The sequence below is a fragment of the Mumia xiangluensis genome, from assembly GCF_010994095.1.
GTDB classification, from domain to species: Bacteria; Actinomycetota; Actinomycetes; order Propionibacteriales; family Nocardioidaceae; genus Mumia; species Mumia xiangluensis.
The window spans coordinates 558,400-570,649 of record NZ_WJYO01000002.1; the positions used below are offsets into that span (position 1 = coordinate 558,400).

Annotated in this window: 10 protein-coding genes; 3 read left to right on the forward strand and 7 right to left on the reverse strand. The window is 70.0% G+C overall.

Features of this window, described 5'->3' with window-relative positions; translation table 11 throughout:
• Positions 1 to 11: 11 nt before the first annotated feature.
• The gene (locus tag GH747_RS08835; protein ID WP_149769195.1) at positions 12 to 425 is read left to right on the forward strand and encodes a hypothetical protein; all 414 of its coding nucleotides are present in this window, start codon (positions 12 to 14) and stop codon (positions 423 to 425) included.
• On the opposite strand, the gene leuS is transcribed toward GH747_RS08835, so the two are convergent.
• The 3 genes from leuS to GH747_RS08850 form a co-directional block, all read right to left on the reverse strand.
• Positions 426 to 2,903, reverse strand: a complete 2,478-nt coding sequence (gene leuS / locus GH747_RS08840; protein ID WP_149769196.1) for a leucine--tRNA ligase — start codon at positions 2,901 to 2,903, stop codon at positions 426 to 428.
• Positions 2,904 to 3,089: 186 nt separating this feature from the next.
• Positions 3,090 to 3,374, reverse strand: a complete 285-nt coding sequence (locus GH747_RS08845) for a hypothetical protein (RefSeq protein WP_149769197.1) — start codon at positions 3,372 to 3,374, stop codon at positions 3,090 to 3,092.
• Positions 3,375 to 3,387: 13 nt separating this feature from the next.
• Entirely contained in the window at positions 3,388 to 5,103 is a 1,716-nt protein-coding gene (locus GH747_RS08850; RefSeq protein WP_149769198.1) for a sodium:solute symporter family protein, read from the reverse strand.
• Between the two features lie 87 nt (positions 5,104 to 5,190).
• Here GH747_RS08850 and GH747_RS08855 point away from each other — a divergent pair, with 87 nt between their 5' ends.
• Positions 5,191 to 6,330: a PQQ-dependent sugar dehydrogenase gene (locus tag GH747_RS08855; RefSeq protein WP_149769199.1), complete on the forward strand. Its 1,140-nt coding sequence runs from the start codon at positions 5,191 to 5,193 to the stop codon at positions 6,328 to 6,330.
• A gap of 10 nt (positions 6,331 to 6,340) precedes the next feature.
• Positions 6,341 to 7,312: a UDP-glucose 4-epimerase GalE gene (gene galE / locus GH747_RS08860; protein WP_149769200.1), complete on the forward strand. Its 972-nt coding sequence runs from the start codon at positions 6,341 to 6,343 to the stop codon at positions 7,310 to 7,312.
• A gap of 30 nt (positions 7,313 to 7,342) precedes the next feature.
• On the opposite strand, the gene GH747_RS08865 is transcribed toward galE, so the two are convergent.
• Genes GH747_RS08865 through GH747_RS08880 form a run of 4 tightly spaced genes read right to left on the reverse strand, consistent with a single transcriptional unit; the run spans position 7,343 to position 12,164 of the window.
• On the reverse strand, positions 7,343 to 8,014 hold the full coding sequence (locus tag GH747_RS08865; protein WP_228552850.1) for a potassium channel family protein: 672 nt from the start codon (positions 8,012 to 8,014) through the stop codon (positions 7,343 to 7,345).
• A gap of 10 nt (positions 8,015 to 8,024) precedes the next feature.
• On the reverse strand, positions 8,025 to 9,395 hold the full coding sequence (locus GH747_RS08870) for a TrkH family potassium uptake protein (protein ID WP_228552851.1): 1,371 nt from the start codon (positions 9,393 to 9,395) through the stop codon (positions 8,025 to 8,027).
• Between the two features lie 9 nt (positions 9,396 to 9,404).
• Complete coding sequence (locus GH747_RS08875) at positions 9,405 to 10,439, reverse strand: LacI family DNA-binding transcriptional regulator (RefSeq protein WP_205602851.1); 1,035 nt, start codon at positions 10,437 to 10,439, stop codon at positions 9,405 to 9,407.
• Between the two features lie 15 nt (positions 10,440 to 10,454).
• Positions 10,455 to 12,164: a glycoside hydrolase family 13 protein gene (locus GH747_RS08880; protein WP_149769201.1), complete on the reverse strand. Its 1,710-nt coding sequence runs from the start codon at positions 12,162 to 12,164 to the stop codon at positions 10,455 to 10,457.
• Positions 12,165 to 12,250: the final 86 nt, after the last annotated feature.

Below are 12,250 nucleotides of genomic sequence, written 5' to 3' on the forward strand. Positions count from 1 at the left end.
AAGGGCCGCCCATGGACGCAGCAACCACCATCACCGCAGGCGTCGTCGTCCTCACGGTGATCACGATCGAGACCGGCGGCGCGTTCATGCTCCGCGTCGTCGGAGGTCGCCAGCCGGCGAACGCTCTCCAGACCTCGTTCTTCCGCGCCGGGCACGCGCACGCCGGGGTGCTCGTCATCCTCGGGCTCGTCACCCTGCTGCTGACCAGCTCGGCAGGCGTCGACGAGCCGTGGGCCATGATCGGCCCGCTCGGAGTCCTCGTGGCCGCCATCGTCATGCCGGCGGGGTTCTTCCTCTCCGTGCTCGGCAGCGACCCGCAGCGGCCAGGCAGGCTGATCGTGCTCGTCTACGCCGGCGCCGTGCTCCTCGCCGCCGGGCTGGCCACCACCGGCATCAGCCTGGTGGTGACCGGCGCGACAGCGTGATCAGACGACGATGTTGACGAGCTTCGGGGCGCGGATGATCACCTTGCGGATCTCCGCGCCCTCGAGGTGCCGGGCGACGTTCGGCTCGGCCAGCGCGAGCGCCTCGAGCTCCTCGTCGGAGATCGACGGCGGGACCTCGAGCTTGCCGCGGACCTTGCCCTTGACCTGGACGACGCAGGTCACCGTGTCGTCGACCAGCAGCGCCGGATCGACCGTCGGCCACGCCTGCTGAGAGACCGACGGCGCGTGACCGAGCTCCGCCCACATCTCCTCGGCGACGTACGGAGCAACCGTGCTCAGCAGCATCGCCGTCACCTCGGACGCCTCCCGGACCGCCGGGTCGGCCGCACCCGCACCGGAGTCGATCGCCTTGCGGGTCGCGTTCACCAGCTCCATGACGCGGGCCACGACGACGTTGAAGCGCTTCGAGTCGTACAGGTGCTCGCACTCCGCCACCGTCTTGTGCGTGACCCGGCGCAGCGCGACGTCACCGGACGCGGCGTCGACGCCGGGCTCGCTCGCGACCTCGTGGGAGATGCGCCAGGCGCGCTGGAGGAACTTCGAGGCACCGGCAGGCGACACGTCCGCCCAGTCGATGTCGTCCTCGGGCGGCCCGGCGAAGACGAGCGTCAGCCGCACGGAGTCGACACCGAACTCCTCGATCTGCTGACCGAGGTCGATGCCGTTGCCGAGCGACTTGCTCATCGCCTTGCCCTGGTTGATCACCTGGCCCTGGTTCATCAGCGCGGTGAACGGCTCCACGAAGCTGACCAGCCCCATGTCGTGCAGCGCCTTCGTGAAGAACCGGCTGTAGAGGAGGTGCAGGATCGCGTGCTCCACACCGCCGACGTACATGTCGACCGGCATCCAGTGCTTCACCTCGGCCGGATCGAACGCGCCGCCCGTGTAGCCAGGCGAGCAGTACCGGAGGAAGTACCACGACGAGTCGACGAACGTGTCCATCGTGTCGGTGTCGCGCGACGCGTCGCCGCCGCAGGACGGGCAGGTCGTACGCACCCAGTCGGTCGCCGCAGCCAGCGGTGACGTGCCCTTGGGCGCCAGGTCGGCCCCGGTCAGGTACGGGAGCTCGACGGGCAGCTGGTCGTCCGGCACCGCGACCTCGCCGCAGTCCGGGCAGTGAACGATCGGGATCGGGCAGCCCCAATAGCGCTGCCGGCTCAACAGCCAGTCGCGCAGCCGGAAGTTGATGGTCCCCTCGCCGACGCCGTCCGCGCTGAGCTTCTCGATGATCGACGCGATGCCCTCGACCTTGTCGGCGATGCCCTCGAGCGCGGGCGAGTTGACGTACGCTCCGTCCCCGCTGGTCGCGACCCCGGTCTCCTCCGGGTTCTCCTCCCCCGGCACGTCGACGACACGGCGCACCGGGAGGTCGTACGTGCGCGCGAAGTCGAGGTCGCGCTGGTCGTGGGCAGGCACGGCCATGACAGCGCCGGATCCGTAGTCGGCCAGCACGTAGTCGGCGGCCCACACCGGCATCGACTCGCCCGTCAACGGGTTCGTCGCGTGCACGCCCAGGAACACCCCGGTCTTGGGCCGCTCCGTCGACTGGCGCTCGATCTCCGTGGCCTGCTTCGTGCGTTCGAGGTACGCGTCGAAGTCACCGCGCTGCTCGTCGCTGACGAGCTCGGCGGCCAGCTTCGCGTCCGGGGCGACGACCATGAACGTCGCGCCGTACAACGTGTCCGGGCGCGTGGTGAACACCCTGATCGGCTCGTCGCGGCCGGCGACGGCGAAGTCGACCCAGGCGCCCTCAGAGCGGCCGATCCAGTTGCGCTGCATGGTGAGCACACGCTCGGGCCAGGCGCCCTCGAGCTGCTCCATGTCGTCGAGCAGGCGCTGCGCGTAGTCGGTGATCTTGAAGTACCACTGCGTCAGCTCGCGCTTGGTGACCACGGCGCCGCAACGCTCGCACACGCCCTGCACCACCTGCTCGTTGGCGAGGACGGTCTGGTCGTTCGGGCACCAGTTGGCGTACGACGCCTTCCGGTAGGCCAGTCCACGCTCGAACATCTTGAGGAACAGCCACTGTGTCCAGCGGTAGTACTCCGGGTCGGAGGTGTGCAGGCGGCGCGTCCAGTCGAAGCTCACGCCGTAGCGCCGGATCGACTCGGCCTGCGTCTCGATGTTGTCGTACGTGAAGGTCGCCGGGTTCTCGTTGCGCTTGATCGCGGCGTTCTCGGCGGGCAGGCCGAAGGAGTCCCAGCCGATCGGGTTGAGGACGTCGTAGCCCTTCAGACGCCAGTAGCGGGCGAGCACGTCGTGCAGCGCGAAGACCTCGCCGTGACCCATGTGAAGGTCGCCCGACGGGTACGGGAACATCGTCAGCGCGTAGCGCCGCTCACGACTCGGGTCGCTGCCGTCGGCGTCGAAGGGCCGGAGCTCGTCCCACACTGCGCGCCACTTGTCCTGGATGGCGCGGACGTCGTACGACGCCGCTTCCGCGTGCTGGGTGCTCACCTGGGTCTCCTCCGAAAGATCGTTCGTACGGCTCCGTACACAGAACAGCCCCTCGTGCAGAGGGGCTGCCGCGCTGACCGGACGGGTCAGCGCGGCTCGATAAGGTGCTCGCCGTACATGCGCCCATGCTAGCGCGAGCGTGATGGAGGGCCTGGCCCCCCAGCGGTCGAGCAGGAGCGGCTCGGACTACTCCGGCCCGGCCTTGTGATCGTCGAACGCCTCCGGCGGGACCTCCTCCACCACGAGCGGGCGGAGGAAGGCCCAGAGGATGAACGCGATCGAGACGCCGAGCAGGATCAGCCCGTTGACGAGGTTGACGTTGAACCCGTCGGCCTTCGCCAGCTCCTCGTCGGTGGCGTTGAAGATGCCGAGGAGCGTCAGGATGACCCCGTAGATCCCCATCAGCGCACCGATGATCGTCCGGATGTCGAATGCGGACGAGATCTGGAAGCGACGCTTGCCGTCAGCCACGGGCGTACTCCTCTCACCAGAAGATGATGTTCAGGGCGATCACGAGGACCAGCGAGATCGACGCGAGCACGGTGGGCCGCTGGTACCAGGGAAGCAGGTGCGCGAGCGGGTCGCGCAGCTGGTCCTTCGGGGTGAGCGAGTAGACGAACCCGCGCAGCTGCGTGGCCGGCTTCGGCTGCGTCATCAGGCTCACCACGATGCTCACCGCGATGTCGACCACGAACGCCGCGCTCGCCGCCACGAAGCTCGCGCCCTGGCCGGACAGCGGGATGACTCCGAGGCTCGCACTGCCGAAGGCGTCCTCGCTGAGCAGCGCGACGGTGACGGCCGCCCCGGTGCCGGAGACGAGCCCCACCCAACCGGCGGTCGACGTCATCCGCTTCCAGAACATGCCGAGGATGAAGGTCGCGAAGAGCGGAGCGTTGAAGAACCCGAAGAGGGTCTGGAGGTAGTCCATGAGGTTGGAGTACCCGGAGGCGATGATCGCGGTGAAGATGGCGATCACGGTCGCACCGATGGTCGCGTAGCGACCGACCTGCGTGTAGTAGCCGTCCGGCCTGTCCTTCTTCACGTACTGCTGCCACAGGTCGATGCTGAAGACGGTGTTGAACGCCGAGATGTTCGCTGCCATGCCTGCCATGAACGACGCGATCAGGCCTGCGATCGCGAGTCCGAGCATGCCGTTGGGCAGGAGGTCGCGCATGAGGAGCAGGATCGCGTCGTTGTACTGGACGCCTGAGCTGTCGTCCCCGGCCTTGAGATCGATCATCTCCGGGATCAGGACCGCGCAGATCATGCCCGGGACGACCACGATGAAGGGGATGAACATCTTGGGGAACGTGCCGATGATCGGGGCGCTGCGGGCTGCGGACATCGACTTCGAGGCCATCGCACGCTGCACCTCGACGAAGTTCGTCGTCCAGTAGCCGAACGAGAGCACGAAGCCCAGCCCGAACACGATGCCGACCACCGACCAGAACGGGTCCTCGATGCCCGTGAGGTTGGTGCCCGGCCACGACGACAGCTGCTCGGCTCCGCCCGGGGAGTCCGTGATCTTGTCGGTCAGGCCGTCGATGCCGCCCACCTTGTGGAGCGCGACGAGCGTGAGCGGCAGCAGCGCGGCCACGATCACGAAGAACTGGAGGACCTCGTTGTAGATCGCCGCGGACAGACCACCGAGGGTCGTGTACGTGAGGACGACGACCGCCGCGGCGATCAGCGACACCCACAGCGGCCAACCGAGGATCACGTTCACGATCGTCGCGAGCAGGTAGAGGTTGACGCCGGCGATCAGCAGCTGCGCGATCGCGAAGCTCAACGCGTTGACGAGGTGCGCGCCGGTCCCGAACCGCATGCGCATGAACTCGGGCACGCTCCGGACCTTGGAGCCGTAGTAGAAGGGCATCATCACGATGCCGAGGAAGAGCATCGCGGGGACGGCGCCGATCCAGAAGTAGTGCATCGTCGGCATGCCGTACTGCGCGCCGTTGGCCGACATGCCCATGATCTCGACCGCGCCCAGGTTCGCGGAGATGAACGCGAGGCCCGTGACCCAGGCCGGGAGCGACCTGCCGGAGAGGAAGAAGTCGATGCTGCTCGAGACCTGACGCTTCGCGATGACGCCGATGCCCAGCACGAAGACGAAGTAGATCGCGATGATCAGGTAGTCGGAGAAGTTGGTGTCCAGACGAAACGTGTCGTCGGCCGCCAGCAGTACGGTGGTGTCCATCTGCCCCCCAGCGATCGATCTGCGGCTGTCCCGCTCGGCACACTACTCCCGAAGCCCCACAGCCGCTGACGGACGATACTGGCGGCCATGACGCTGACTCGACGCGAGATCCTCGTCGCTCTCACCGCTGCAGGTGTCGGCCTGGCGACCGGCTGCACCGGCGACGACGACCCTGACGCCACCCCGACGACCAGGCCCACGACGGAGCCCTCCGCGTCGCCGAGCGCGACCACGCCGTCCCCGTCGCCGACCGCACCTGCCGACCCGACCGCCCTCCGCATCACCGGCACGGTCGCCGAGGGGCTCACCGTCCCGTGGGGGATCGCGTTCCTCGCCGACGGCAGCGCACTGGTCACCGAGCGCGACACCGCGCGCGTCCTCGCGGTCGGCACCGGGGGCGTACGCACCGTGGGCGAGGTGCCGGGCGTCGACACCGACAGCGGCGAGGGCGGCCTGATGGGGATCGTCACCACGCCGGACGAGCGCACGGTCATCGCCTGCTTCACGTCTGCCGAAGACAACCGCATCGTCGCGATGTCGTTCGACGGTCGCCGACTCGGCCGTCCCCGCGTCCTGCTCGACGGGATCCCCCGCGCGATGAACCACAACGGCGGACGCCTGGTGATCGGCCCGGACGGCCTGCTGTACGCGAGCACCGGGGACGCCGGCGTCCGTGAGCGCGCTCAGGACGTCGACTCCGTCGCCGGCAAGATCCTGCGGATGACGCTCGACGGCAAGGCTGCCCGGGGCAACCCCTTCGACAACCGCGTGTGGTCGTACGGCCACCGCAACGTCGAGGGGCTCGCGTTCGACAGCGACGGCCGGCTGTGGGCGTCGGAGTTCGGGGACCAGAGCACCGACGAGCTCAACCTGATCGAGCGTGGCGGCAACTACGGGTGGCCGCAGACGGAGGGGCCGACCGAGGCGCGCGGGATCATCGGGCCGAAGGCGTGGTGGAGCACCGACGACGCGTCGCCGGCAGGTGTGGGCATCGCGTACGGCACGGCGTACGTCGCCGCGCTCCGCGGTCAGTGCGTGTGGGCCGTGCCGCTGGCGGGCGACGCTGCCCGACGCCCCCGGAGACGGCTCGCGGACGAGGACCTCGGACGCATCCGCAACGTCGTGCCAGCGCCCGACGGCACGCTCTGGGTCACCACCAGCAACACCGACGGACGGGGTGACCCGCGCGGCGGTGACGACAAGATCCTGCAGGTGACCGTCGGCTAGGCTCGCGGGCATGACCTGGCTCGTGACCGGCGGCGCCGGCTACATCGGATCCCACGTCGTGCGAGCCTTCGCCGACGCCGGCATGGACGTCGTCGTCCTCGACTCGCTGGAGTCGGGCCACCGGGAGTTCGTCGACGCAGAGGTGCCCTTCGTCGAGGGCAACGTCACCGACACCGACCTCGTCCGCCGCACGCTGCGCGAGCGCGCGGTGGTCGGGGTCGTGCACGTGGCCGGCTACAAGTACGCCGGTGTCTCCGTGCGGCGCCCGCTCCACACGTACGAGCAGAACGTCACCGGGACGATCCACCTGCTCGAGGCCATGGCCGACACCGGCGTGGAGTCGGTCGTGTTCTCGTCCTCGGCCGCGGTCTACGGGACCCCCGACACCGACCTGGTCACGGAGACGACACCGACCGCGCCGGAGTCGCCGTACGGCGAGAGCAAGCTCGTCGACGAGTGGGTCCTGCGGGCGCAGGCGCGAGCGACCGGGCTCCGGCAGACGTCCCTGCGCTACTTCAACGTGGTGGGCTCCGGCTACGACGACCTGTACGACTCCAGCCCGCACAACCTGTTCCCCAAGGTCTTCCAGACCTTGACGTCGGGAGGCGTGCCGCAGATCAACGGCGACGACTACCCGACGCCGGACGGCACCTGCGTCCGCGACTACGTGCACGTCGCCGACCTGGCGCACAGCCACGTCGTCGCCGCGAGGTCGCTGGCCGGCGGCGGCGTGCTCGAGGACGTCTACAACCTCGGCAGCGGAGAGGGCGTGTCGGTCCGCCAGATCATGGACACGATCGCCCACGTCACCGGCGTCGACTTCACCGCCGAGATCGGACCGCGCCGACCTGGTGACCCGGCCCGCATCGTGGCGTCCGGCGAGCTCGCCGGGCGCGACCTCGGCTGGCAGATGCGGCACTCGCTGGACGACATGGTCCGGAGCGCGTGGGGCGCGTGGACGCGGGTCGGCGCCAGGCAGTGACCGCCGGCGCCAGGACGTGACCCGGCGAGGTCAGGCGAGGCCGGCGAACTTCTCGACCTTGTTCGTCGGGCCCGACACGATCAGCTCGTCGAACTCACCGAGGAACGTCTCCGGTCGCGCGTAGGTGAAGTCTGCTCCGGGCCGCTTCACGCCGACGACGGTGATGCCGTACTGGCTGCGCAGCGCCGACTCCGCCAGCGTGCGTCCGATCGCGCTGGCAGGCGCGGCCGTGCGTGCGATCGCGAAACCGTCGTCGAACTCGATGAAGTCGATCATCGACCCCGAGACCATGTGCGCGACACGCTCTCCCATCGCCGACTCGGGGTACACGACGTGGCTCGCCCCGACCCGCTCGAGGATCTGGCCGTGCTTGCGGTTGATCGCCTTCGCCCACACCTCGCGCACGCCGAGCTCGGTGAGCGTGAGGACGGTGAGGACGCTCGCCTCGATGTCGGTTCCGATGCCGACGACGGCGCGGTCGAACTGGTCGGCGCCGATCTGGCGCAGCGCCTCCTCGTCGGTCGAGTCGGCCTGCACGGTGTGGGTGAACTCGGTCGCCCACTTCTGGACGAGCTCCATGCTCTCGTCGATCGCGAGGACCTCGTGTCCCATGCGGGTCAGCGACGCGGCGACCGCGGACCCGAATCGGCCCAGGCCGATGATGAGGACCGGCGCGTCCGGCGGCGGGGTGTTCTTGGGCACTGGTCAGCTCCTAGCCGATGATCGGTCGCTCTTCAGGAAGGTGGAAACGGCGGGGCTGGGCCCGCAGGGCGAGCGCAGACGCGGTCGCGACGGTGCCGACGCGCCCGATCAGCATCAGGATCATGAGCACCGCCTGCCCGGCGGCCGGGAGGTCCCCGGTGATGCCCATGGACAGACCGGTGGTGCCGAACGCCGACGTGCACTCGAACAACGCCTGCTCGACGCTGACGGGCGCGACGACGAGCAGCGTCAACGTCGACACGACCACCAGCATCACCGCCAGCAGGGCGACGGTCAGCGCCTGGCGCAGCGTGCTCGCCCCGATGCGGCGCGAGCCGATGGTCACGTCCGGGTCGCCGCGGACCTCGGCGAGGATCACGAAGCCGAGGAGGAGGAAGGTCGTGATCTTGATGCCGCCGGCGGTGCTCGCCGAGCCACCGCCGATGAACATCATGATCGTCGCAATGAGGTTCGTCTCCGGGTGCGCGTCCGCGTAGTCCACCGAGTTGAACCCGCCGGACCGGGGCATGACCCCGCCCTCGAAGGAGGTCACGAGCTTCTCCGCGACCGACTGCGGTCCGAGGGTCAGCGGGTTCGACCACTCGATGACCGCGAAGAGCACGGTGCCGACGCCGAGGAGCAGGAACGATCCCCAGACCGTCAGCTTGGTGTGGATCGACCAGCGCTCGGGACGCCGCCAGCCGCGTGAGAGCTCGGCGAGCACGGGGAAGCCCATCGCGCCGACGAACACCGCGATCGAGATCGGGATGATCAGCGCGGCGTCGCCGGCGTACTGGACGAGGCTGTCGGGGGCGAGCGCGAAACCGGCGTTGTTGAACGCCATCACCGAGTAGAAGATGCCGTGCCACGCGGCCTGGCCCCACCCCTCGCCGTGGCGCGACTCGAACCCGAACATGAGGACGACGGCGAGCGCGGCCTCGAACCCGAGCATGGTGATGAGGATGCGGCGGAGCAGCGGCACGACCTCGCCGAGGTTCACGAGGTGGAGGTCCATCTGCGTCGCGAGGCGCGACCGCAGCCCGATGCGGCCGCCGACGACGACGCCGAGGATCGTCGCGAGGGTCACGAACCCGAAGCCGCCGATCTGGACCAGCACGAGCACGACCACCTGGCCGAGCGGCGTCCAGTAGGCGGAGATGTCGACGACGGAGAGACCGGTGACGGTCACGGCGGACACCGACGTGAAGGCCGCCGGGAGAACCGCTCCGCCCTCGGCCTCCTCGGACCGCATCCCCGGCAGCAGCAGGATCAGCGTGCCGACGATGCTTCCCACGACGAACGTCGCGGGAAGGATGCGGACGGGGTGCGCCAACGCGGAGAGCAGAGCGCCCCAGCGCGACCGCCGAGAGGACAGTGCCACGCGGGCAGGCTACCCCGTCACGGACCGCTGCGGGCGCGGAGCCATGGTGCTCGACCGGACGAGCAGCTCGACGGTCACCTCGGCGTGGACGGGTTCGCGGGTGTCGGGCTCCTGGCCGAGCTGGCGCAGCAGGAGCGTCGCCGCGCGTGTCGCCTGCTTGCGGACGTGCTGGTCGACAGTGGTCAGCCCGAACACGTCTCCGAGGTCGTGACCGTCGATCCCGACCACGGACACGTCGCGGGGTACGTCGAGGCCGAGGTCACGCGCAGCGGTGATCGCGCCGATCGCCAGCTCGTCGGACGCGGCGGAGATCGCGGTGGGGCGCAGCCTCGGGTCGGCGAGCAGCCGCTTGGCGGCGGCGTACCCGTCCTGGGTGGTGAAACCGCCGAGGGCGATGAGGGCGGGGACGATCTCGATGCCGGCGGCGCGTACGGCGTCGGCGTAGCCGCCCTGGCGCGTGGTCGCCAGTGCGAAGTCACCGGCTCCCTCCCACCCGATGTGCGCGATCCGGCGGTGGCCGAGCGCCACGAGGTGCTCGGTCGCCAGCCGCGCGGCAGCGAAGTCGTCGATGCTGACCGTCGACACCCCCGGGATCACACCGCCGATGCAGACGATGGGGGTGCCGACCCGGAGCAGGTCGGCGCGCTCGGCGTCGTCGAGCTCGAGCGCGACCGCGAGCATGCCGTCGATGCGCTTGCGGAGCAGGAAGTCGCTGAGCACGAGGTCACGCTCGCGCTTGCCGCCACCGAGGTAGTAGAGCGTCAGGTCGTAGCCCTCGGCCGCGAGCACGGTCGACGCGGTCTCGATCACGGTGCTGAAGAACCAGCGGTTGACCCACGGGACGACCATGCCGATGTTCTTGCTGCGCCCCGACGCCAGGCTCGCGGCGTTGTAGGACGCGACGTAGCCCAGGTCGCGAGCCGCCTGCTCGCTCTGCGTACGTGCCGCGTCGGAGACGTGACCTCGGCCGCTGAGCGCCCGCGAGACCGTCGCGACCGACAGCCCCGCGCGCTCGGCGACGTCCTTGATGGTCACGCTGGCCACGAGCGTCGGACCTCCTCAGGCCGGGTGCGACGGCACGTGGAACCACGCGACCGCGTCAGGGGCGAGCTGCCCGTCGTGCACCGCGGACGGGACGCTCTCGAGCAGCACCGGCTCGGCGCCGACGGCGACCGGGTGGTCCGACAGGTTGGCGACCACGAGCACCTCTCCGTTGACGAAGGCCAGCACCGCAGGCTCGTCGGTGCGGACCCAAACTAGCGAACCCGAGCCGAGCGCGAGGGTCTTTCTCGTCGCGAGCGCGTGCGTGTACAGCGACAGCGTCGACGTGGCATCGGCACGCTGGACGTCACGGGCGTAGCGACGCCAGGTCTCGGGCTGTGGGAGCCACGACAGGCCGCTGTCGTTGAACCCGTACGCCGGCGCGTCGGCCTCCCACGGGATCGGCACCCGGCAGCCGTCCCGGCCGACGACCGCGCCCGCGCTGCGCAGGAAGTACGGGTCGCGGCGTGCGTCGTCGGGAATGTCGAGGACCTCGGGAAGCCCGAGCTCCTCCCCCTGGTAGACGTAGACCGCGCCGGGCAGGGCCGTCATGAGAGCAGCGGCTGCGCGGGCCCGACGCTCCCCGAGTGCGGGATCCAGCGGCGTACCGGCCCGGATGCCGTGTCCGAGGTCGACGTGAACGCCGTCGAGCAGGGCGAAGCGGGTCGCGTGACGGGTGACGTCGTGGTTCGAGAGCACCCAGGTGCTGGGGGCGCCGACGCCGCCGAACGCCGCGAGGGACTCGTCGATCACGCTGCGGAGCCGGTCCGCCTCCCACGGCGCGTGGAGGTACGCGAAGTTGAAGGCCTGGTGCATCTCGCGGGGGCGGACCCACTTCGCGGCGCGCGCGAGGGGTGCGACGTTCGCCTCGGCGCACAGGATCCGGTCGGGGCCCCAGGACTCGAGTCGCTCCCGCCACCGCTCGTACACCGCGTGCACCCCGGGCTGGTCGAACATCGGTGCGTCCTCGCCAGGGAAGCCGGGGCTGCTCGCACCGTCCGCGCGGCCACCCCAGTCGGGCAGCCCGGGCGCCTTGACGAGCGCGTGCGCGACGTCGACGCGGAACCCGTCGACACCACGGGCGAGCCAGAAGTCGAGGACGTCGTCGAAGTACGCACGGACGCCGTCGTCGTCCCAGTTGAAGTCGGGCTGCGACGGGTCGAACAGGTGGAGGTACCACTGGCCGGGGCGGCCGTCGGCCTCGGTCACCCGGGTCCACGCCGGCCCGCCGAAGTGCGACTGCCAGTCGTTCGGCGGCAGCTCGCCGGACTCGCCGCGGCCGTCGCGGAAGTGGAAGTGCCCGCGCTCGCGGCTGCCGGGCGCGGCGGCCAGCGCCGCCTGGAACATCGCGTGGTCGCTCGAGCAGTGGTTGGGGACGAGGTCGACGATCACGCGTACGCCGTGGGCGTGCGCGGCCTCGACCACGGCGTCGAAGTCGGCGAGCGTCCCGAACATCGGGTCGACGGCGCAGTAGTCGCTGACGTCGTACCCGCCGTCACGCTGCGGCGACGGGTAGAACGGTGACAGCCAGACGGCGTCGACGCCCAGCTCCGCCAGTGACGGCACACGCGCCGCGATGCCCGGAAGGTCGCCGGTGCCGTCGCCGTCTCCGTCGGCGAACGAGCGCGGGTAGACCTGGTAGACGACGGCGTCACGCCACCAGCCGCGCTCGTCTGTGGGGCGAGCCTGCGGCGTGGGTCCGTCGGTGCGAGGGGCCACGTCGATCACGTCGGTGCTCCTTGGAGGGCGGAGAGGAAGATGGACCGGATGTTGGAAGCGATTACACCATAGCCTCGCGCCGTGCGGTCGCAAGG

Excerpts from the sequence above, each read along its gene's own strand:
- GH747_RS08835 (WP_149769195.1), top strand. The coding sequence starts at position 12 with ATGGACGCAGCAACCACCATCACCGCAGGCGTCGTCGTCCTCACGGTG.
- GH747_RS08850 (WP_149769198.1), bottom strand. The coding sequence starts at position 5,103 with ATGGACACCACCGTACTGCTGGCGGCCGACGACACGTTTCGTCTGGAC.
- GH747_RS08855 (WP_149769199.1), top strand. The coding sequence starts at position 5,191 with ATGACGCTGACTCGACGCGAGATCCTCGTCGCTCTCACCGCTGCAGGT.
- galE (WP_149769200.1), top strand. The coding sequence starts at position 6,341 with ATGACCTGGCTCGTGACCGGCGGCGCCGGCTACATCGGATCCCACGTC.